The sequence below is a fragment of the Stenotrophomonas sp. Marseille-Q5258 genome (genome assembly GCF_946900935.1).
GTDB classification, from domain to species: Bacteria; Pseudomonadota; Gammaproteobacteria; order Xanthomonadales; family Xanthomonadaceae; genus Stenotrophomonas; species Stenotrophomonas nematodicola.
Genome location: NZ_CAMPPN010000012.1, coordinates 68,499 through 87,735 on the forward strand (window position 1 = coordinate 68,499; position 19,237 = coordinate 87,735).

Genomic DNA, 19,237 nt, shown 5'->3' on the forward strand with positions numbered 1-19,237 from the left:
GCCGCGAACGGAGCCCTCTTCCGCATGACCCCGATCAACGCTTTCACCCCCGATACCGCCCAGGCGCTGCCGCTGCATGTGATGAACCGCGAGCAGTTCGCCGCGTGGCGGGGGCAGCAGTCCCCGGCGCTGGTCGCCTGGCTCGACGCGCAGCACTTCAACGGCAGTGGCGGCAGCGTGGTGCTGCTGCCCGGCGAGCACGGTCTCGCCGGCGCGATCATCGGCGTCGGCGACGCGGGCGATGCCTACGCCTACGCGCACGCCCCCTTCGCCCTGCCCGAAGGCAGCGTGTGGCAACTGGCCGACGCGCTGCCGGCGGAGATCGAAACCCTGCTGCACCTTGGCTGGGGCCTGGGCAGTTACCGCTTCGCGCGCTACCGCACGCCGAACCGCGCACCGGCGCAGCTGGCCGCCACGCCCTCGGCCGAGGTGCGCGATGTGATCGCCGCCAGCCTGCGCGTGCGCGACTGGGTCAACACCCCCACCGAAGACATGGGCCCGCAGCAGCTGGAAGACGCCGCGCGCGAACTGGCCAGCGCACACGGTGCGCAGATCGAGGTGATCGCCGGCGATGCGCTGCTGGAGCAGAATTTCCCGTCCATCCACGCGGTCGGCCGCGCCTCGCACCGCGCGCCGCGCCTGATCGTGCTGCGCTGGGGCAACGCGGGCCAGCCGCACGTGGCGCTGGTCGGCAAGGGCGTGTGCTTCGACACTGGCGGGCTGGACATCAAGCCGGCCGACGGCATGCGCAACATGAAGAAGGACATGGGCGGCGCCGCGCACGCGCTGGGCCTGGCCGGGCTGATCATGGCGCAGGCATTGCCGGTGCAGCTGACCCTGCTGATCCCGGCGGTGGAAAACGCGATCGGCCCGGACGCGTTCCGCCCCGGCGAAGTGATCGCCACCCGCAAGGGGCTGAGCATCGAGATCGACAACACCGACGCCGAAGGCCGGGTGATCCTGGCCGATGCGCTGACCTACGCCAGCGAACAGCAGCCGGAGATCGTGCTCGATTTCGCCACCCTCACCGGTGCGGCACGCATCGCGCTGGGCCCGGACCTGCCGGCGCTCTTCAGCAACGATGACACCCTGGCCCAGCAATGGCTGCAGGCCGGTGAAAGCACCCGCGATCCGGTCTGGCGCATGCCGTTGTGGCGCCCGTACCTGCGCTACCTGCACAGCAACATCGCCGACCTGGCCAACGCCGGCTCGCGCATGGCCGGCTCGGTCACCGCCGCGCTGTACCTGGAGCGGTTCATCGCGGACGGGCAGAAATGGGCGCATCTGGATGTCTACGCCTGGAACGACGGCGAGCGCCCGGGCCGTCCGGCCGGTGGCGAAGCACTGGCGCTGCGCTCGGCATGGGCCATGCTCAAGGCCCGCTACGCGTAACCCGCGTAGAGCCGGGTTCTACCCGGCGACCTTTCGATGGGCATCGCGGGCGCTGACGCAAGCCGCGTAGAGCCGGGTTCTACCCGGCTGCCTTTCGTTGGGCATCGCGCGGACTGACGCAAGCCGCGTAGAGCCGGGTTCCACCCGGCTGCCTTTCGTTGGGTATCGCGGGGGCTGACGCAAGCCGCGTAGAGCCGGGTTCTACCCGGCTGCCTTTCGTTGGGCATCGCGCGGACTGACGCAAGCCGGGTAGAACCCGGCTCTACGGGGCTGCCTTTCGTTGGGTATCGCGGGGGCTGACGCAAGCCGGGTAGAACCCGGCTCTACGGGGCTGCCTTTCGTTGGGCATCGCGCGGACTGACACAAGCCGGGTAGAACCCGGCTCTACGGGGCTGCCTTTCGTTGGGCATCGCGAGCACTGACGCAAGCCGGGTAGAACCCGGCTCTACGGGGCTGCCTTTCGTTGGATATCACGGGAGCTGACGCAAGCCGGGTAGAACCCGGCTCTACGGAGTTGCCGTTGGTTCGGCTTTATCTGGCTTGGCTATCTGCCGACGGATTCTTGTCGAAAATGTGAATATCGGCCGCGCGGCGGTTCTGACACCATGCAGGGGTCGCCACCCACACGTATCGTGAAGGCAGGAACCCGGACATGTCGCTATTCGGCTATACCCGCGCCGGCCAGGAGCCAGGCGCCCCCCGCCCGCCTTCGCCGCTGCTGTGGCTGGCACTGATCGCACTGATCGCCGGTGTGCTGGTACTGGCGTTCGCCTGGCTGGCCGGCTGGATCGGGCGTGATCGCGCCACCGCGCAGGTCTTCACCGACAGCATCGAAGCCACCGGCCCACCGCATCCCGGCTTCCGCCGTGCGCATACCAAGGGCGTGTGCGTCAGCGGCAGTTTCCAGGGCACGCCGGAGGGTGCCGCGCTGAGTTCGGCACGGGTCTTCCGCCAGTCCCAGGTGCCGGTGCTGGGCCGTCTGTCGATCGGGGGCGGTGACCCGCATGGCGCCGACGCCAACGCGCGCGTGCGCAGCATGGCATTGCAGCTGGTCAGCGACGATGGTCAGGAATGGCGCACGGCAATGAACAGCTTCCCGTTCTTCGCCGTGCCAACCGCCGCCGCCTTCCTTGAACAGACCCGCGCGGGCATTCCCGATCCGGCCACCGGCAAACCGGACCCGGCGAAGATGGCCGCGGTGCTGGAAAAGTACCCGACGGCGCGCGCGTTCCAGCAGTGGGCCAAGACTGCCCCGTGGTCCAACAGCTGGGCCAATACCGACTACAACGGCGTCAACAGCTTCCGCTTCACCGCCGCCGATGGCAGCCACCGTTACGTGCGCTGGAGCATGCGCCCGCAGGCTCCGTTCGTGGCGATGACCGCCGAACAGCGCGCGCAGGCCGGTCTGGACTATCTGGCTGAGGAGTTCGGGCAGCGGCTGGCGCAGGGTCCGGTACGCTGGGACATGTGGGTGACAATCGCCGAGGACGGCGACCCGATCGATGATCCCTCGCAGGTGTGGCCCGCGCAGCGTCGCCAGGTGAAGGTGGGCACGCTCAGCCTGGTGGCGATGCAGCCGCAGGCCGAGGGCGCCTGCCGCGACCTCAATTACGATCCGTTGATCCTGCCCAGCGGCATTGCCGGATCGGACGACCCGATCCTGGCCGCACGGTCGGCGGTGTACTCGCAGTCCTTCAACCGCCGCGAGCGCGAAATCGCCAACGGCAAGGGTGCTGCCGCCACCGGCAGGGAGCGTGGGCAATGAAGCACGGCAACGGACACTTCAATCTCACCGCCCGCGTCCTGCACTGGCTGATGGCGGCGATGATCCTGACCATGCTGTTCGTCGGGGTGACGATGGTGGCCTCGCTGCAGTGGCGGCCGGCACTGATCGATCTGCACCGCCCGCTTGGCATCGCGATCCTCCTGCTGGCGGTGGTGCGCCTGGTCAACCGCCTGCGCCACCGTCCGCCACCGCTGCCGGCAGACCTGCCGGCGTGGCAGGCGGCCGCCGCCCATGCCTCGCACTGGGTGCTGTACGCGCTGATGCTGGCCATGCCGCTGATCGGCTGGGCGATGCTGTCGGCCGGCGGCTACCCGATCGTGATGTGGTCCGGGGTCCACCTGCCGGCAATCGTGCCGCACGACCCGGCGCTGTACGCCGCGCTGCGCAACGCGCACAGCCTGCTTGCGTACGTATTGTTCGCCACAGTGGTGGCGCATCTGTCAGCCGCGTTGTTCCACTTGTGGGTGCGCCGCGACGGCGTGTTCCAGGCAATGTCGAAGGGCCGGTAGTGCCGGCCGGGTGCCGGTCGGCCCTGCCTACAGCCAGCCTTTCTGGCGTGCCAGCCGATAGGCCTCGATGCGGTTGGCCACGCCCAGCTTGCCGATGCACTCGGAGAGGTAGTTGCGCACGGTACCGTGCGACAGCCCCAGCTGCGTGGCGATCTCGCTGGCCGAGCGGCCGTCGCCGGACAGGCGCAGCACCTGGCGCTCGCGGTCGTTGAGCGGGTCGGCCTGCGACCACGCATCCAGGGCCAGCTGCGGGTCGATCGCGCGGCCGCCGCGCTGGACCTGGCGCAGTGCATCGGCCAGGTGGTCGGCAGGTGCATCCTTGAGCAGGTAGCCGTACACACCGGCATCCAGCGCGCGGCGCAGGAAGCCCGAGCGGGCGAAGGTAGTGACGATCACCACCTTGACCGGCAGCGCATGGCGGGCGATGCGCTGGGCCAGTTCCAGGCCGGACAGGCCCGGCATCTCGATGTCGGTGACCAGCACGTCCGGGGTGAACCGCTGCACCATCCGCCACGCTTCCTCGCCATCAGCCGCGCTGCCCAGCACCTCGATGTCGGCTTCCAGCCCGAGCAGCGCCGACAGCGCGCCCCGCACCATCGCCTGGTCTTCGGCCAGTACGATGCGGATCATGGCGCACCTCCCGCCGACAGCGGCGTCGGCCCGGCAGGCGTGGCCGGCAGCGCGGCGACGGCGGTGGTGGCCGCCGGCAGCGCGATCCGGACCGAGAGGCAAGTCCCCTCACCGCGTACCGACTGCAGGTGCAGCGTGCCACGCAGCGCCGCCACGCGTTCGCGCATGCCACTGAGGCCGTTGCCATCGGACTGCACGCCGCCGCGGCCATCGTCTCTGATCTGCATCAGCAAGCTGCGGCCGTCCTCCTCGAAGTGCACCCAGGCCTGATGCGCCTGCGCATGCCGGGCGATGTTGGTGGCCGCCTCGCGCAGCACCAGCGACAGCGCGCGCTCGATTTCCACCGGCATCGGCGGCGGCGGTGTGTAGTGCAGGTGCACGTGCTGGCACTCCAGCAGCAGCCGTGCCGAGGCGAGCTCGGCGGCCAGGTCACTGGCACGGATGCCGGTGACCGCGCTGCGCACTTCGGCCAATGCCTGGCGGGCAATCGCCTCGGCTTCGGCGACCTCGCGGCGCGATGCGTCCGGATCGCGGTCGAACAGCTTGCGCGAGAGTTCCAGCTTCAGGGTAATCAACGACAGCGTGTGGCCAAGCAGGTCGTGCAGATCGCGACCGATCCGCTCGCGCTCGGCGGTGGCGGCCAGCCGCCGCACTTCCTCCTGCGACAGCTGCAGGGCCGCGTCACGTTCCTTGTTGAGGCTCTCGACGTTGATGATGATGCCGATGATCAACGCCATCGACGGAATCCACACCACCAGTTGCCATTGATACCCCACCCACAGCGCAATGCCGACGAACAGCGCGTTGAGTGCCAGCAGCTGCAGCAGATAGCGCCACAGGCCGCCGTCCCGGCAGGTGCGCAACATCACGCAACCAAAGATGAAATAACTGATGCCGGACGGGTACCACGGCAGCAGCGCCAGCCCCATCGTCACCATCGCCAGCGCATAGCGCGGGCCGTGGTGGCGCGGAGCGAGCAGCAACCGGCCGTACAACGCCAGGAACACCGGATAGGTCAGCAGCGTCAGCCAGAACCACCGCCAGGAGTAGCCGCTGCCGAAGATCGGGGTGAAGAACACCCAGCCGGTCCACAGCAGATGCACCGCGTCGGCCCAGGCCGGTTTGCCGCGGCGCAGGTTGTCGGCCACCGACGAGTCCGGCGCAGGCCGCAGCAGCGTAGCGATCCAGCGCGATGTCACGGGCGGTTCCAGGAGACGAGGGTCAGGCGCGATCATGCCATTTCAGCCCATGCGCCGCAGGCGGCGCCGTGCCAGAGCCAGGGCCACGGCGGTCACGCCCAGCAGCACCCCGACGTGCACCCATGCGCTGCCCTGCGCCGGCTGGCCCACCGCCGGCAGCGCCAGCTGCGCCAGGTGCCAGGTCGGCCACAGTGGCGCCAGGGCGCTGAACAGCGGCGGCAGCATCGACAGCGGCAGCCATAGCCCGGACAGCAACGCCAGCGGCAGGTAGACCAGATTGACCACCGCCGGCGCTGCGCCGGCACCGACATGGCTGCCGATCAGCAGGCCAATCGCCCCCAGGGGCAACGCCGCGAGCCCGGCCACTGCCAACAGATGCAGCGTTGCCACGGGCGTCACCACCACACCGGCAGCGCTCGCCACCGCAATCAGAAGGGCCGCCACCACGATCGCAAACAGTACCGTCATCAACAGCCGCGCCAGCAGCGGTGCAAGAGGCGGCATCGGCAGCGCACGCTTGAGCGTGAGCAGGCCGCCTTCGCGGTCCAGCGCCAGCTGCACGCCGAAGCCGAACAGCGCCGGTGCCATCGCACCGAACACGCAGTAGGTGGCCAGCAGATACACCGGTGCGTGGCCGCGACCGAGCAGGACCCCGAACAGCGAATAGAACAGCACCGGGAACAGCAGCGACGGCAGGACGAAGCCCGGATAGCGCCAGGCACGGCGCAGCTCGCACAGGATTTCGGCCCGGTAGATCGGCCACGCGGGAGGGAGGTGGGAGGTGGCGGATGTGGCGTGGACGTCGGTGTTCATGCGGCCTCCCGGGTCAGTTCGACGAAGGCGTCGGCCAGGCCGCCGCCATGCACGTCCAGTTCCTGCAGTTGCGGGTCTTCGGCGAGCAGCCGCGCGACCACCGGCTCGGCCGGCTCGGCCAGCAGGTGCAACCGCAGGCCATCGCGCCGCACCTCGCGTACGCCCGGCCACTGCCGCACTGCCGCCTCGTCGAGCGCGCTGCGGCAGCGGATGCGGCGCGGCGCACGCTGCGGGCGGAACTGCGCCAGCGGGCCATCGGCCAGCACCCGACCCTGCTCGATGACCACCACGCGCTGCGCCAGCGCCTCGGCTTCCTCCAGGTAATGGGTGGTCAGCAGCACCCCGCAGCCCTCGCCGGCCAGCTGCCGGATCGCCTGCCACAGGGACTGCCGGGCCTGGATGTCCAGGCCGGTGGTGGGCTCATCGAGAAACAGCAGGCGCGGCCGCCCGCAGATGGCGATGGCGAACTGCACCCGCCGTTGCTGCCCGCCGGACAGCCGGCCGTAGCGGCGCGATGCCAGGTCGGTGAGGCCGGCCAGCGCCAGACACTCGTCCAGCGGACGGGGATCGGCGTAACAGACGCGCGCCAGGTCGATCAGCTCGGCCACCTGCAGCACCGGCGGCAGCGCGGTGCTCTGCAGCATCACGCCGATGCCCGCGCGGCTGGCGCGGTCCTGTGGATCGCCCCCGAGCAGCTCGGCACTGCCGGCATCCAGGCGGCGCAGACCCAGCAGGACGGAAATCGCCGTGCTCTTGCCGGCCCCGTTGCGGCCCAGCAGCGCGAGGATCTCGCCGCGCTGCAGGGAGAATCCCACGCCCTGCAGCGCGGCCACGGCACCATAGTGAACCTGCGCCTGGTGCAGCCGGGCCAGGGGAGACGCAACGGGATCGGACATGGGACACGCTCCGGGACGGGATGGGAACAGCCTCCGCTGTCGCCTTTGCCCCGGACAGTGGCCGTCGTCAGCGCATGCGGGTGACAGCTGTCACTGCCGCTGCGCCAGTCGTACGCGCATGCTGTGCACCACCCGGCGCCCCTGCCGGATTGCCCGAGGACCGCCGTTGCGGTCACACTCGGCCCGATTCCCCGTCCAGGCTCACGATGAACGCATCTGCTGAACTGCTCAAGGAACTCCGCATCGACCGCAAGACCCCGCCGCCGCCCTCGTCCGGGCGCGGCCGCTGGATCGTGCTGGCAGTGGTGGCGGTGCTGCTGCTCGGCGTGATCGGCTGGTTTGTCGCCGGCCGCGAGCGCCCGATCGAGGTGACCACCGCGCCGGTGGTGGCGATGGGCCAGGGCGGCGGCAGCAGCACCGTGCTGGATGCCAGCGGCTACGTGGTGGCCCGGCGCATGGCCACGGTCTCGGCCAAGATCACCGGCAAGGTCCGCGAAGTGATGATCGAAGAAGGCATGCGCGTGGAGGAAGGCCAGGTCATGGCGACGCTGGATCCGATCGACGCCAACGCCCAGCGCAGCCTGTCGGCGTCGCAGCTGGAGGCCGCGCGCAGCCAGCTGGCCGGGCTGCAGGCCCAGGTGGCCCAGGCCGAGGCCGAGGCCGGACGCCTGCAGTCACTGGTCGGCCAGCAACTGGTGTCGCGCTCGCAATACGACCTGGCCATCGCCCAGCGCGAGAGCCTGCGCGCACAGCTGCGCACCGCCCAGCGCAACACCAGCGTGGCCAGCGACGCGTTGGCCATCGCCGACCTGGGTGTGGACAACAATATCGTGCGCGCGCCGTTCTCCGGCGTGGTCACTGCCAAGTCCGCGCAACCCGGCGAGATCGTGTCGCCGCTGTCGGCCGGCGGCGGGTTCACCCGCACCGGCATCGGCACCATCGTGGACATGGATTCCCTGGAGATCGAGGTCGAGGTCGGTGAGGCCTTCATCGGCCGCGTGCAGCCGAAGATGCCGGTCGAAGCCACGCTCAATGCGTACCCGGACTGGAAGATTCCCGGCGAGGTGATCGCGATCATTCCCACCGCCGATCGTGGCAAGGCGACCGTCAAGGTGCGCGTGGCGCTGAAGACCAAGGACCCGCGCATCGTGCCGGAGATGGGCGTGCGGGTGAGCTTCCTGGAAGCGGCCAAGCCCCGGTCGGCCGCGCCCAAGGGCGTGCGTGCGCCGGCCTCGGCGCTGGTCGAGCGCGGCGAGCAGACCGTGGCCTTCGTGGTGGGCGACGACCAGCGCGTGCAGCAGCGTACGGTCACCCTCGGCACGGTGTTGAACAACGACCGCCAGGTCACCGCCGGCCTGCGCGCGGGTGAGGTGGTGGTCACCGACCCGCCACCCGCGCTGCGCGACGGCAGCGCGGTCGTGGAAAAGCAATGACGGCCTGAGGCCCGCGGCAGGCGCCTGTCCTGCCGCTCGCCCGCCGATGCGTGTACGCGGCCCCGGCGTGGTTCCGGTGGCGGCGCGATGTGCGATTCCCGCGTGTCGCCCCGGCGCGCGCCTGTCCTCTTTTCACCGATCTCCGGAGAACCGTCCATGTCCACCCTGGTTTCGCTCCGCAACATCACCAAGACCTACCAGCGCGGCCCCGAGAAGGTGCAGGTGCTGCACGGCATCCACCTGGACATCCAGCGCGGCGATTTCGTCGCCCTGATGGGCCCGTCCGGTTCGGGCAAGACCACACTGCTGAACCTGATCGGGGGGCTGGACACGCCCAGCGGCGGCGAGATCGAGATCGAGGGCGAGCGCATCGACCAGATGAGTGGCGGCCAGCTGTCGACGTGGCGCAGCCACCATGTCGGCTTCGTGTTCCAGTTCTACAACCTGATGCCGATGCTGACCGCACAGAAGAACGTGGAACTGCCGCTGCTGCTGACCCACCTCGGTGCGGCCCAGCGCAGGCGCAATGCCGAGATCGCGCTGACCCTGGTCGGCCTTGCCGATCGCCGCAGCCACCGGCCCAACGAACTCTCCGGTGGCCAGCAGCAGCGCGTGGCGATCGCCCGGGCCATCGTCTCCGATCCCACCTTCCTGATCTGCGACGAGCCCACCGGCGACCTGGACCGGCAGTCGGCCGAGGAGATCCTGCACCTGCTGCAGCAGCTCAACCGCGAGCATGGCAAGACCATCATCATGGTCACCCACGATCCCAAGGCCGCCGAGTACGCCACCCACACCGTGCACCTGGACAAGGGCGAACTGGCCGACGCGCCAGCGGCCCACTGACGGAGGATGCCGCGATGAAATACCTCTCGCTGGTGTGGGCCCAGCTGTTCCGCAGCAAGACCCGCACCCTGCTGACGCTGCTGTCGGTCGTGGCCGCTTTCCTGCTGTTCGGCATGCTCGACTCGGTACGCGTGGCGTTCACCTCCGGCGGCAGCGTCGAAGGCGTCAACCGCCTGGTGGTGACCTCGCGCCTGTCGATCACCCAATCGCTGCCGATCCGGCTGGACCCGCAGATCCGCCAGGTCGACGGCGTGCGCGACGTGACCTCGGCCATGTGGTTCGGCGGCATCTACCGGGACCCGAAGAACTTCTTCGCCAATTTCTCGGTGGCGCCCAACTACTTCGACGTCTACCGGGAACTGCAGTTGCCGCCGGCCCAGCTCAAGGCCTTCCAGGACACCCGCACCGGCGCGGTGGTGGGTGAGAGCCTGGCCAAGGAGTTCGGCTGGAAGATCGGCGACACCATTCCGCTGCAGGCCACGATCTTCCCGCGGGGGGGCAGCAACGACTGGCCGCTGCAGCTGGTCGGCATCTACCGCTCCAAGGACCGGGCGCTGGCGGCCAACGAGGAACGCCAGTTGATGATGAACTGGAAATACTTCGACGAATCCAACGACTACATCAAGAACCAGGTGAGCTGGTACACGGTGACGCTGGACAACCCCGACCACGCCTCACGGGTGGCACAGGCCATCGACGCGATCTCGGCCAACTCCGACCACGAAACCAAGTCGCAGACCGAATCGGCGTTCCAGCAGGCCTTCGTCAAGCAGTTCGCCGACATCGGCATGATCGTCACCTCGATCATGGGCGCGGTGTTCTTCACCCTGCTGCTGCTCACCGGCAACACGATGGCGCAGGCGGTGCGCGAGCGCATCCCCGAACTGGCCACGCTCAAGACCCTGGGCTTCCAGGATGCGACCGTGCTGGTGCTGGTGATGGTCGAGGCGGTCCTGCTGATCGGACTGGGCGGTGCGATCGGGATGGGACTGGCCGCCCTCGTGCTGCCGATCCTCGCACCGATGACGATGGGCCTGCTGCCACCGCAGGTACCGGTGCAGACCTGGCTCATGGGCATCGGCCTGATCCTGGTCATCGGCGTGGTGGTGGGCCTGCTGCCGGCGCTGCGCGCCAAGCGGCTGAAGATCGTCGACGCATTGGCCGGGCGCTGAGCCCAGGAGAACGACATGAAGAAGCATTGGATGGGAAACGCACTGTCGATTCTGCTGCTGGGCGTGGGCCTGGCGGTCTGGGTCGCGCTGCCGTGGTTCGGCGTGCTTGTCGTCGCCGTGGCGATCGCGCTGTGGCTGGCGGTCACCCGCAGCGGGCGGCTGGCCCTGGCGGCCACCCGCATCGGCATCGCCAGCCTGCCGCAGCGGTGGGGCGCCTCCTCGGTGATCGTGGTCGGCATCGCCGGCGTGGTCGGCGTGCTGGTGGCCATGCTGGCGATGGGCGAAGGTTTCCAGGCCACGCTCAACAGCACCGGCGATGACAGCACCGCCATCGTGCTGCGAGGCGGCTCGCAGGCCGAGACCAACTCGGTCATCACCCGCGACCAGGTGCCGTTGCTGTCCACGCTGCCGGGCGTGGCCAAGGACGCGCAGGGACGCGCGCTGATCTCGCCGGAGCTGTCGCAGGTGGTCAACGTAGCCTCCCGGGCCGACGGCACCGACGTGAACGCGCAGTTCCGTGGTGTCGGCGAGATGGCGTGGGCGGTACACGACAAGATGAAGATCATCGAAGGTCGCCGTTTCAACACCGGTCTGCGCGAGATCGTGGTCGGCAAGGGCGCACAGGCGCAGTTCCAGGGGCTGGAGATTGGCAGGACGCTGACGCTGGGCAACCAGGCCTGGACGGTGGTGGGCGTGTTCGCCTCCGGCGACGCGCACGAGTCGGAACTGTGGACCGACGCGGAGACCCTGGCCGCGACCTACCAGCGCAGCGCCTGGCAGTCGATCAGCGTACGCACCGAGGGCAAGGCCGGCTTCGAGCAGTTCAAGGCGGCGGTCGCCGGCGACCCCCGCCTCAAGCTCGATGTTGAAACCACCCGCGCTTACTACGCCAAGCAGGGCGGTGGCCTCAGCACGTTGATCAGCGTGCTCGGCACCGTGATCGGCGCGATCATGGCGATCGGCGCGGTGTTCGGCGCGCTCAACACCATGTATGCCGCCGTGGCTACCCGGGCCCGCGAGATCGCCACGATGCGCGCGATCGGCTTCCGCGGCCTGCCGGTGGTCACCGCCGTGATGCTGGAGACCATGCTGCTCGCCCTGCTCGGCGGTCTGCTGGGCGGCGCGGTGGCCTGGGCGATCTTCAACGGCTACAGCGTGTCCACCATCGGCAGCAACTTCAGCCAGGTGGTGTTCCAGTTCAAGGTCTCGCCGGAGCTGCTGTGGAGCGGTTTGAAGTGGGCGCTCGGCATCGGCCTGGTCGGTGGACTGTTCCCGGCACTGCGTGCCGCACGCCTGCCGATCACCACCGCCCTGCGCGACGGTTGACGCACTGGCAATGAACACGCGTGCGCAGGCGCGCGCACGGGATAGCAATGAGGGAACCGCATGCGCAAGCGTGCGGTTCTTTTTTTTTGGCGTGTGTTCATTGCGCGTTTAGTTGCGCCGCACAGTGCGCGATACCGCTTGTTTTTCGAGGTGCGGCGCAGTGTCGCAGGCATTCAAGATGCGCACGCCGTCGCCGCTATGGATGCGTCCACGTGTCGTGGCGGCGTGCGTGCGCATGCGCGATGCGTGCAGATGAAAAAGGTTTCGTCTGAATGCGCGCATTTGTCAGCGCGTGTTCATTTAAGGCCTTTTTCATGCTTTCAGATGAAAGTAAAAATTTTGAAAAGTCATTAGAATCCCGCCCCCCACGTCGTGGTGTTGTCCCCACGCCGCCCCCAGGGCGAACGATTTTTTTGAGAAAGAGAACGCACGGATGTATTTGAAGACCAATCCGCTGCGCAACGCGATCGCCATCGCGCTTGTCGCCAGCTGCAGTGCCCCCGCCTTCGCACAGAATGCCGCGGACGGCACCACCAACCTCGACCGCATTGAAATCACCGGTTCGCGCATCCGCCAGGCCAGCGTCGAAACCGCGCAGCCGGTCGTGGCGCTGAACCGCGCCGAGATCGAGAAGAAGGGCTACGTCAACGTTGCCGACATCCTGCAGGACGTCACCGCCGCCGGTTCGCCGAGCATGAGCCGTGCGTCTTCGCTGACCTCCTCGCGCGACTTCGGCGGCATGTACGTCAGCCTGCGCAACCTGGGTCCGGAACGCAGCCTGGTGCTGATCGATGGCCGCCGCATGGGCGTCAGCGCCGGCGGTTACTCCGACCTGGCCTCCATCCCGTCCTCGATCGTGGACCGTGTGGAAGTGCTGACCGACGGCGCCTCGGCGCTGTACGGCTCGGATGCCATCGCCGGTGTGGTCAACATCATCACCCGCAAGAACTTCGACGGCGCTGAAGTCAATGCCTACGTCGGCCAGTACGGCCAGGGCGACGGTCAGAAGACCTCCTACAGCGCGACCTTCGGCAAGACCTTCGATCGCGGCTGGTTCACCGTGGGCGGCGAGTACACCGACGAAGATCCGGTGCTGGGCAGCGCGCGTGAGTTCACTGCCTACCCGAACGGCCCGGCACACCCGACCGACGGCCTGAGCGGCATCACCGAGTGGGGCTACGCCACCGTCGGCGGCACCAACATCAGCGTCGGCCCGGGCGGCGATCCGTCGCAGCCGGGCAACTTCAAGCCGGTCGACAAGGCCAACGACAGCAACGCCAAGAGCAACATGAGCCTGCTCACCGGCCTGCAGCGCAAGTCGGTGTTTGCCAACGGCGGTTTCTCCATCACCGACAATCTGCGCCTCGTCGCCGATGCGCTGTACAGCGAGCGTGAGTCGACCAAGCAGCTGGCCGGCTACCCGTACTCGGTCTCGGCCGCACAGGCCCGCAACGGCACCCGTGCCGCCCTGTCCAAGGACAGCGCGTTCAACCATTGGGGCCAGGACGTGCTGTTCGCGCACCGCACCGAGGAAATGCCGCGCGGCACCGAGAACAACCTGACCACCAAGCGTGCCAGCCTGGGTCTGGAAGGCAGCTTCGAAACCGGTTCGCGTTACTGGGACTGGAACGTCAGCTACATGTACAACCGCAATGAAGGCGAGCGCATCGGCACGGGCAGCATGTACCAGCCGAACGTGAACCTGGCCGTCGGCCCGTCGTTCATCGACAGCCAGGGCGTGGCGCACTGCGGCACCGTCGGCAATGTGATCGCCGGCTGCACCCCGTGGAACCCGTTGGCGCCGATGGGCTCCAACAGCGCCGGTTCGCTGAGCCGCCAGGAAGTGCAGGATTTCCTGTTCACCCGTTTCGTCGACAAGATGCAGAGCACCACCAAGGTGGCCAGCGCGAACATCTCCGGTTCGCTGTTCTCGCTGCCGGCCGGTGACATCATGGGTGCGATGGGCGTCGAGCACCGCAGCGAAGAGGCCAGCTACACCCCGGACCAGATGGTGCAGAACGGCCGGATCGCCGGTACCAGTGGCAAGCCGACCCGCGGCGACTACTCGCTCAACGAGGTGTACCTGGAGTTCCAGGTGCCGCTGCTGGCCGACATGGCCTTTGCCCGCGAACTGTCGCTGGACCTGGCCGGTCGCTACTCGGACTACAACAACTTCGGTGCCACCACCAACAGCAAGTTTGGCCTGAAGTGGAAGCCGATCGACAGCCTGCTGGTACGCGCCACCTACGGCACCGGGTTCCGCGCGCCGACCGTGGATGACCTCTACGGCGGCACCGTCACCACGCGCGATTCGTTCACCGATCCGTGCGACACGCTGTTCGGTGCGGCCGCCAAGAGCCCCGACGTCGCTGCGCGCTGCGCGGTCAACGTGCCGGCGAACTTCCGCCAGCAGAGCGCCGACGGCAGCAATGCGATGGTGCCGGGCCAGCAGGCGACCACCGATTTCAACTCGGGTTCCAACCCGGCGCTGAAGCCGGAAACCGCCAAGACCTGGACCGTTGGCGTTGTGTACAGCCCGGAATTCGTCTCCGGCCTGGACCTGAGCCTGGACTGGTGGAAGATCCGCATCAACGACGTGATCGTGGGTGAGTCGGCAACGGACATCCTCAACCAGTGCTACATCCAGGGCAACCAGTCCGCATGCGGCCGCTTCACCCGCTCCACCTCTGGCAAGAACATCGGCCAGGTGACCGCACTGGACCGCACTCTGAACAACGCCGGTTTCCAGGAAACCGCCGGCTATGACCTCAGCGTGCGCTACCGCCTGCCGGAACTGGCGATCGGCAAGTTCGCGATCTCCTGGAACACCACCTATGTGGATTACCTGGAGCGCAAGAGCGACAACATCGACACCACGCCGGTCGAGCAGTTCACCGGCTGGGGCGGCAACTTCCGCGTCCGTTCCAACCTCAACGTGGACTGGACCTACGGCAACCTGGGCATCGGCTGGACCGCGCGCTACTACTCCAGCATGAAGGAGAAGTGCTCGTACGACCTGACCGGCGGCCCCGAATGCAACCTGCCGGACTTCAACTCGGTCTATACCGACGCGCAGCCGAGCAACAAGGTGGGCTCCAACACCTTCCACGACCTGCAGGTGCGTTACGTGCTGCCGTGGAACGGCACCGTGTCGATGGGCGTGAACAATGTGTTCAACCACCAGGGTCCGATCATGTACAGCCAGCCGAACAGCAGCTTCACCTACTACGGTGGCTTCGACATCGGCCGCTTCATGTACATGAAGTACCAGCAGCGTTTCTGATCCAGCGTTTCTGATCCACGGCTTACTCTCTCCAAGCCGTTGATGGAAGTAAGGCGGCGCCCTCGGGCGCCGTCTTTTTTTTGCGCATCGCCTGGTAGAGCCGACCGTTGGTCGGCTGGCCGCGCGCGGCGCGGCAATGGTCGTTGCCGGCATTGCGCCGACGGCAGCCGGGTAGAACCCGGCTCTACGGGGCGGGCGCGGCGATGATCGCGGACGGCGTTGCGCCTGCGGCAGCCGGGTAGAACCCGGCTCTACGGGGGCGGGCGCGGCGATGATCGCGGACGGCGTTGCGCCTGCGGCAGCCGGGTAGAACCCGGCTCTACGGGGTGGGCGCGGCGATGATCGTGGACGGCGTTGCGCCGACGGCAGCCGGGTAGAACCCGGCTCTACGGGGTGGGCGCGGCGATGATCGTGGACGGCGTTGCGCCTGCGGCAGCCGGGTAGAACCCGGCTCTACGGGGGTGCGGCGCGGCATTCTGGCGTCAGGCGGCCCTGCGTGACCGCCACACGCTGTCGCCGACGAACAACGCCAGCCCCGTCCAGATCGCGGCGAAGCCGATCGCCTTGGCGGTGTCGAACGGTTCGCGGAAGAAAAACACGCCCAGCAGCAGGCCCAGGCTCGGTGCGATGTACTGCAGGATGCCGACCAGCGACAACGGAATGCGTTTGACTCCGTAGGCGAAACCGATCAGCGGCAGGGCCGTGACCGCGCCGCCCAGGATCAGCAGCGCATCGTTCTGCCAGCCCCATCCCCCGAAGAAGCCGCCGCCGTGCCCGTTCTCGCTCCACAGCGCGAAGCCGATGGCCGGCAGGAACAGGTACAGGCTTTCCACGCCCAGGCCCGCCACCGGGTCGACCGAGATCAGCTTGCGCAGCAGGCCGTACAGCCCGAACGAACAGGCCAGCCCCAGCGCGATCCACGGCGGCGTTCCCGCGTCGAGGGTCAGCCAGGCCACGCCCAGCCCGGCGCAGCCCACTGCCAGCCACTGAAGCCGGCGCAGGCGCTCCTTGAGCACCACCACGCCCAGCAGCACGCTGACCAGGGGATTGATGAAGTAGCCGAGACTGGTTTCGATCACATGCCCGGCGTTGATCGCCCAGATGTACAGGCCCCAGTTGAACGCGATCGCCAGGCTGCTCAGCGCCAGTGTCGGCAATGCCCGCTTCTGCGCGGCGATCGCCTTCCACCAGCCGGTGCCCCCGCTCAGCAGCAGCCAGGCCACCACCAGCACCGTGCTCCAGATGATGCGGTGGGCGATGATCTGCTGCGACGGCACCGCCTTGAGCAGGTGCCAGTAGACCGGTACCAGCCCCCACAGGGTGAAGGTGAACGCGGTGATTGCCAGTCCGCGACGTTGTTCCTGCAGGCTGTGCTGCGGCGACAGGCTCATTTCGCACGCGTCCGGGCGAGGGTCAACACCACCACGCCGGCCAGGATCACCGCCATCGCCAGCAGGTCGTGGCTGCCGAAATGCTCATTGCCGATGATCACGCCCAGGATCACCGCGATCACCGGATTGACGTAGGCATAGCTGGCCACCAGGGCCGGGCGCACGTTGTGCAGCAGCCACACGTACGCGGTGAACGCCACGATCGAGCCGAACACGCACAGGTAGGCCACCGCCGCCAGACCACTGAGGGAGGGCCAGGTGGTGGGACGCTCACCGGTTGCCAGGCCCAGCGCCACCAGCATCACGCCACCGCAGAGCATCTGCCCGGCGGCGGTCATGAACGGGCTGGGCAGGTCCAGCCCGCGCGCCCAGATCGATCCGAATGCCCAGCCGATCGGGGCAACCAGCAGCAGGATCAGTCCCTGCGGCGAGGCGGTCAGGCTGCTGCCCGCGTTGAGCCAGACCACGCCGAGAAAGCCGATCGCGATGCCCAGCCATTCGCCGCGGCTGGCATGCTGGCCGCGCATTGCGGCGAACAGCGCCATCCACAACGGCACCGATGCCACCGCAGTGGCGGCCAGACCCGAGGACACCGTGCGCTCGGCGAGCACCACCATGCCGTTGCCCAGCACCAGCATGGTCAGCCCCATGATCCCGAGATTGCGCCACTGCCGCCGGGTCGGTGCCGGCATGCCACGCCAGCGCAGCACCGCGTACATCAGCGAGCCGGCGATGATGAAGCGCGCGCCGGACACCGTCGTCAGCGGCAGCGCGCCGCCCTCCAGCGCCAGCCGGATACCGAGATAGGTGGACCCCCAGACCACGTAAACCAGCAACAAGGCGAGTACGACAAGGCCGCTCCGGGGAGCAGCCGCTGCAGGTTCAGGTGAAGACATGGCACACCACCATCCGGGGGAGTGGGAATTCTAGGGCACCGCGCTGCCGGCAATCACCCCGGGAAACGGCATGCTGTATCCGTTGCAGGGCATCTGCCGCTGCCGCGCGGGCACCTGTCGTTGACGTGCGATAAGGTAACAAGGAGCTGCCGCCCGGTCAGTTCGACCGTTTTCCAGCCAGGACCCCTACCCTGCATGAGCACGACCATCCCTCCGGCGATTCCGCACGCCGCCTCCCGCGCCGCCCTGCGCCGCTCCATTTCCAACACCCTGAAAGGCTCGGCCGGCAATCTGGTCGAGTGGTATGACGTCTACGTCTACTCGGTGTTCGCGGTGTACTTCGAATCGCAGTTCTTCTCGGCCGCCGACAAGAACTCCACGCTCTACGTCTGGGCGATCTTCGCCGCCACCTTCCTGATGCGCCCGATCGGGGCGTGGTACTTCGGCCGCTTCGCCGACCGCTACGGCCGCCGCCTGGCGCTGACCGTCTCGGTGACGGTCATGGCCGCCTGTTCGTTCCTGATCGCCATCACCCCCACCGCGTCGCAGATCGGCATCTGGGCGGCGGTGATCCTGCTGTTCGCACGCCTGCTGCAGGGCTTTGCCACCGGCGGCGAGTACGGCACCAGCGCCACCTACATGTCCGAAGCGGCCATCCCGGGCCGGCGCGGCTTCCTGTCCTCGTTCCACTACGTCACCCTGGTCGGCGGCCATGTGCTGGCACAGCTCACGCTGCTGGCCATGCTCATGTTCTGGGACAAGCCGCAGATCTCCGAATGGGGCTGGCGCATCGCCTTCGGCATCGGCGGGATCGCTGCGATCGTGGTGTTCTGGCTGCGCCGCACGATGGACGAGTCACTGGGCGAGGACTCCATCGAGGCGGCCAGGACGGGCAAGGCCAAGGCCTCCGGCTCGATGTACGAGTTGTTCGTGCACCAGTGGCGTCCGCTGCTGCTGTGCTTCCTGATCACCGCCGGCGGCACCGTGGCGTTCTACACCTACTCGGTCAACGGGCCGAAGATGATCCAGAGCGCCTTCGCCGGCGACGACGTGATGACCGGCACCCTGATCAACCTCGGCGTGCTGACCTTCCTGATGGTGCTGCAGCCGATCGGCGGCTGGCTGTCGGACATCGTCGGACGCAAGAGCCTGCTGGTGTTCTTCGGCGTCGGCGGCGTGCTGTACACCTGGTACCTGATCACCGAACTGCCCAACCAGCACGACCCGCTGATGGCCTTCCTGGTGCTGGCGATCGGCTTTGTCATCCTTACCGGCTATACCTCGATCAACGCCGTGGTGAAGGCCGAACTGTTCCCCACCCACGTGCGTGCGCTGGGCGTGGGCTTCGGCTACGCGGTGGCCAACTCGCTGTTCGGCGGCACTGCCCCGCTGCTGTACCAGGGCGCGCTGAAGACCGGCCATGTCACCTCGTTCGCGATCTACGTCACCGCCGTGATCGCGGTGTCGCTGGTGGTCTATGTGTTCTTCCTGAAGAACAAGGGCCCGAACTGGCTGGATGGCACCCGCACGCACCCGTAAGCGCGGCGACGCGACACGACAGGCATCGGGCGGTGCGGCGGCGGACGCGCCGCAGCGCCCTCGGGCGCTGCGGCTGTCGCAGGGGCGGGTCGGGGCGGCGGGAGTGGCAGCGCGGTTCCGGCGCCG

The 19,237-nt window shown here is 68.0% G+C and carries 16 protein-coding genes; 10 read left to right on the top strand and 6 right to left on the bottom strand.

The window, feature by feature from the left end:
* Positions 1–24 precede the first annotated feature (24 nt).
* From OC534_RS09790 to OC534_RS09800, 3 genes are all read left to right on the top strand, one after another.
* Positions 25–1,392: a leucyl aminopeptidase family protein gene (locus OC534_RS09790; RefSeq protein WP_017355217.1), complete on the top strand. Its 1,368-nt coding sequence runs from the start codon at positions 25–27 to the stop codon at positions 1,390–1,392.
* Between the two features lie 652 nt (positions 1,393–2,044).
* A complete protein-coding gene (locus OC534_RS09795; RefSeq protein WP_017357032.1) occupies positions 2,045–3,157 on the top strand; it encodes a catalase family peroxidase in 1,113 nt (370 codons plus the stop codon).
* Complete coding sequence (locus OC534_RS09800; protein ID WP_262071723.1) at positions 3,154–3,687, top strand: cytochrome b/b6 domain-containing protein; 534 nt, start codon at positions 3,154–3,156, stop codon at positions 3,685–3,687. Before OC534_RS09795 ends, OC534_RS09800 begins: the two co-directional genes overlap by 4 nt.
* A gap of 27 nt (positions 3,688–3,714) precedes the next feature.
* On the opposite strand, the gene OC534_RS09805 is transcribed toward OC534_RS09800, so the two are convergent.
* From OC534_RS09805 to OC534_RS09820, 4 genes are read right to left on the bottom strand one after another with little or no spacing between them, the layout of a single operon-like run.
* A complete protein-coding gene (locus OC534_RS09805) occupies positions 3,715–4,317 on the bottom strand; it encodes a response regulator transcription factor (protein ID WP_017357033.1) in 603 nt (200 codons plus the stop codon).
* Positions 4,314–5,552: a sensor histidine kinase gene (locus OC534_RS09810; RefSeq protein WP_153165433.1), complete on the bottom strand. Its 1,239-nt coding sequence runs from the start codon at positions 5,550–5,552 to the stop codon at positions 4,314–4,316. The genes OC534_RS09805 and OC534_RS09810 overlap by 4 nt, the downstream gene beginning before the upstream one ends.
* A gap of 6 nt (positions 5,553–5,558) precedes the next feature.
* Positions 5,559–6,329, bottom strand: a complete 771-nt coding sequence (locus OC534_RS09815) for an ABC transporter permease (RefSeq protein WP_136006672.1) — start codon at positions 6,327–6,329, stop codon at positions 5,559–5,561.
* Positions 6,326–7,225 (bottom strand): ABC transporter ATP-binding protein, encoded by a 900-nt coding sequence (locus OC534_RS09820; RefSeq protein ID WP_262071724.1) that lies wholly within the window; start codon positions 7,223–7,225, stop codon positions 6,326–6,328. The genes OC534_RS09815 and OC534_RS09820 overlap by 4 nt, the downstream gene beginning before the upstream one ends.
* Before the next feature lie 206 nt (positions 7,226–7,431).
* Here OC534_RS09820 and OC534_RS09825 point away from each other — a divergent pair, with 206 nt between their 5' ends.
* The 6 genes from OC534_RS09825 to OC534_RS09850 all read left to right on the top strand — a co-directional run bounded on the left by OC534_RS09825 (position 7,432) and on the right by OC534_RS09850 (position 15,285).
* Positions 7,432–8,658, top strand: a complete 1,227-nt coding sequence (locus OC534_RS09825) for an efflux RND transporter periplasmic adaptor subunit (protein ID WP_136006668.1) — start codon at positions 7,432–7,434, stop codon at positions 8,656–8,658.
* 156 nt (positions 8,659–8,814) lie between these two features.
* Positions 8,815–9,504: an ABC transporter ATP-binding protein gene (locus OC534_RS09830; RefSeq protein WP_017354749.1), complete on the top strand. Its 690-nt coding sequence runs from the start codon at positions 8,815–8,817 to the stop codon at positions 9,502–9,504.
* A 14-nt stretch (positions 9,505–9,518) separates the two neighbouring features.
* The gene (locus OC534_RS09835; RefSeq protein WP_262071725.1) at positions 9,519–10,676 is read left to right on the top strand and encodes an ABC transporter permease; all 1,158 of its coding nucleotides are present in this window, start codon (positions 9,519–9,521) and stop codon (positions 10,674–10,676) included.
* Positions 10,677–10,691: 15 nt separating this feature from the next.
* Positions 10,692–12,002: an ABC transporter permease gene (locus OC534_RS09840; protein WP_136006666.1), complete on the top strand. Its 1,311-nt coding sequence runs from the start codon at positions 10,692–10,694 to the stop codon at positions 12,000–12,002.
* A gap of 60 nt (positions 12,003–12,062) precedes the next feature.
* Positions 12,063–12,356, top strand: a complete 294-nt coding sequence (locus tag OC534_RS09845) for a hypothetical protein (protein ID WP_262071726.1) — start codon at positions 12,063–12,065, stop codon at positions 12,354–12,356.
* A 79-nt stretch (positions 12,357–12,435) separates the two neighbouring features.
* Positions 12,436–15,285 (top strand): TonB-dependent receptor, encoded by a 2,850-nt coding sequence (locus OC534_RS09850; RefSeq protein ID WP_262071727.1) that lies wholly within the window; start codon positions 12,436–12,438, stop codon positions 15,283–15,285.
* A 482-nt stretch (positions 15,286–15,767) separates the two neighbouring features.
* Here the strand turns inward: OC534_RS09850 and rarD are convergent, their stop codons facing one another.
* A complete protein-coding gene (gene rarD, locus OC534_RS09855; RefSeq protein WP_136006662.1) occupies positions 15,768–16,676 on the bottom strand; it encodes an EamA family transporter RarD in 909 nt (302 codons plus the stop codon).
* Positions 16,673–17,572 (bottom strand): drug/metabolite exporter YedA, encoded by a 900-nt coding sequence (gene yedA / locus OC534_RS09860; protein ID WP_017354744.1) that lies wholly within the window; start codon positions 17,570–17,572, stop codon positions 16,673–16,675. Before yedA ends, rarD begins: the two co-directional genes overlap by 4 nt.
* 195 nt (positions 17,573–17,767) lie before the next feature.
* Between yedA and OC534_RS09865 the strand changes: the two genes are divergently transcribed.
* On the top strand, positions 17,768–19,111 hold the full coding sequence (locus OC534_RS09865) for an MFS transporter (protein WP_017354743.1): 1,344 nt from the start codon (positions 17,768–17,770) through the stop codon (positions 19,109–19,111).
* The last annotated feature ends 126 nt before the right edge of the window (positions 19,112–19,237 follow it).

Coding starts and splice junctions, on each gene's coding strand:
- OC534_RS09790 (WP_017355217.1), top strand. CDS start 25: ATGACCCCGATCAACGCTTTCACCCCCGATACCGCCCAGGCGCTGCCG.
- OC534_RS09795 (WP_017357032.1), top strand. CDS start 2,045: ATGTCGCTATTCGGCTATACCCGCGCCGGCCAGGAGCCAGGCGCCCCC.
- OC534_RS09800 (WP_262071723.1), top strand. CDS start 3,154: ATGAAGCACGGCAACGGACACTTCAATCTCACCGCCCGCGTCCTGCAC.
- OC534_RS09805 (WP_017357033.1), bottom strand. CDS start 4,317: ATGATCCGCATCGTACTGGCCGAAGACCAGGCGATGGTGCGGGGCGCG.
- OC534_RS09810 (WP_153165433.1), bottom strand. CDS start 5,552: ATGATCGCGCCTGACCCTCGTCTCCTGGAACCGCCCGTGACATCGCGC.
- OC534_RS09815 (WP_136006672.1), bottom strand. CDS start 6,329: ATGAACACCGACGTCCACGCCACATCCGCCACCTCCCACCTCCCTCCC.
- OC534_RS09820 (WP_262071724.1), bottom strand. CDS start 7,225: ATGTCCGATCCCGTTGCGTCTCCCCTGGCCCGGCTGCACCAGGCGCAG.
- OC534_RS09825 (WP_136006668.1), top strand. CDS start 7,432: ATGAACGCATCTGCTGAACTGCTCAAGGAACTCCGCATCGACCGCAAG.
- OC534_RS09830 (WP_017354749.1), top strand. CDS start 8,815: ATGTCCACCCTGGTTTCGCTCCGCAACATCACCAAGACCTACCAGCGC.
- OC534_RS09835 (WP_262071725.1), top strand. CDS start 9,519: ATGAAATACCTCTCGCTGGTGTGGGCCCAGCTGTTCCGCAGCAAGACC.
- OC534_RS09840 (WP_136006666.1), top strand. CDS start 10,692: ATGAAGAAGCATTGGATGGGAAACGCACTGTCGATTCTGCTGCTGGGC.
- OC534_RS09845 (WP_262071726.1), top strand. CDS start 12,063: ATGCGCAAGCGTGCGGTTCTTTTTTTTTGGCGTGTGTTCATTGCGCGT.
- OC534_RS09850 (WP_262071727.1), top strand. CDS start 12,436: ATGTATTTGAAGACCAATCCGCTGCGCAACGCGATCGCCATCGCGCTT.
- rarD (WP_136006662.1), bottom strand. CDS start 16,676: ATGAGCCTGTCGCCGCAGCACAGCCTGCAGGAACAACGTCGCGGACTG.
- yedA (WP_017354744.1), bottom strand. CDS start 17,572: ATGTCTTCACCTGAACCTGCAGCGGCTGCTCCCCGGAGCGGCCTTGTC.
- OC534_RS09865 (WP_017354743.1), top strand. CDS start 17,768: ATGAGCACGACCATCCCTCCGGCGATTCCGCACGCCGCCTCCCGCGCC.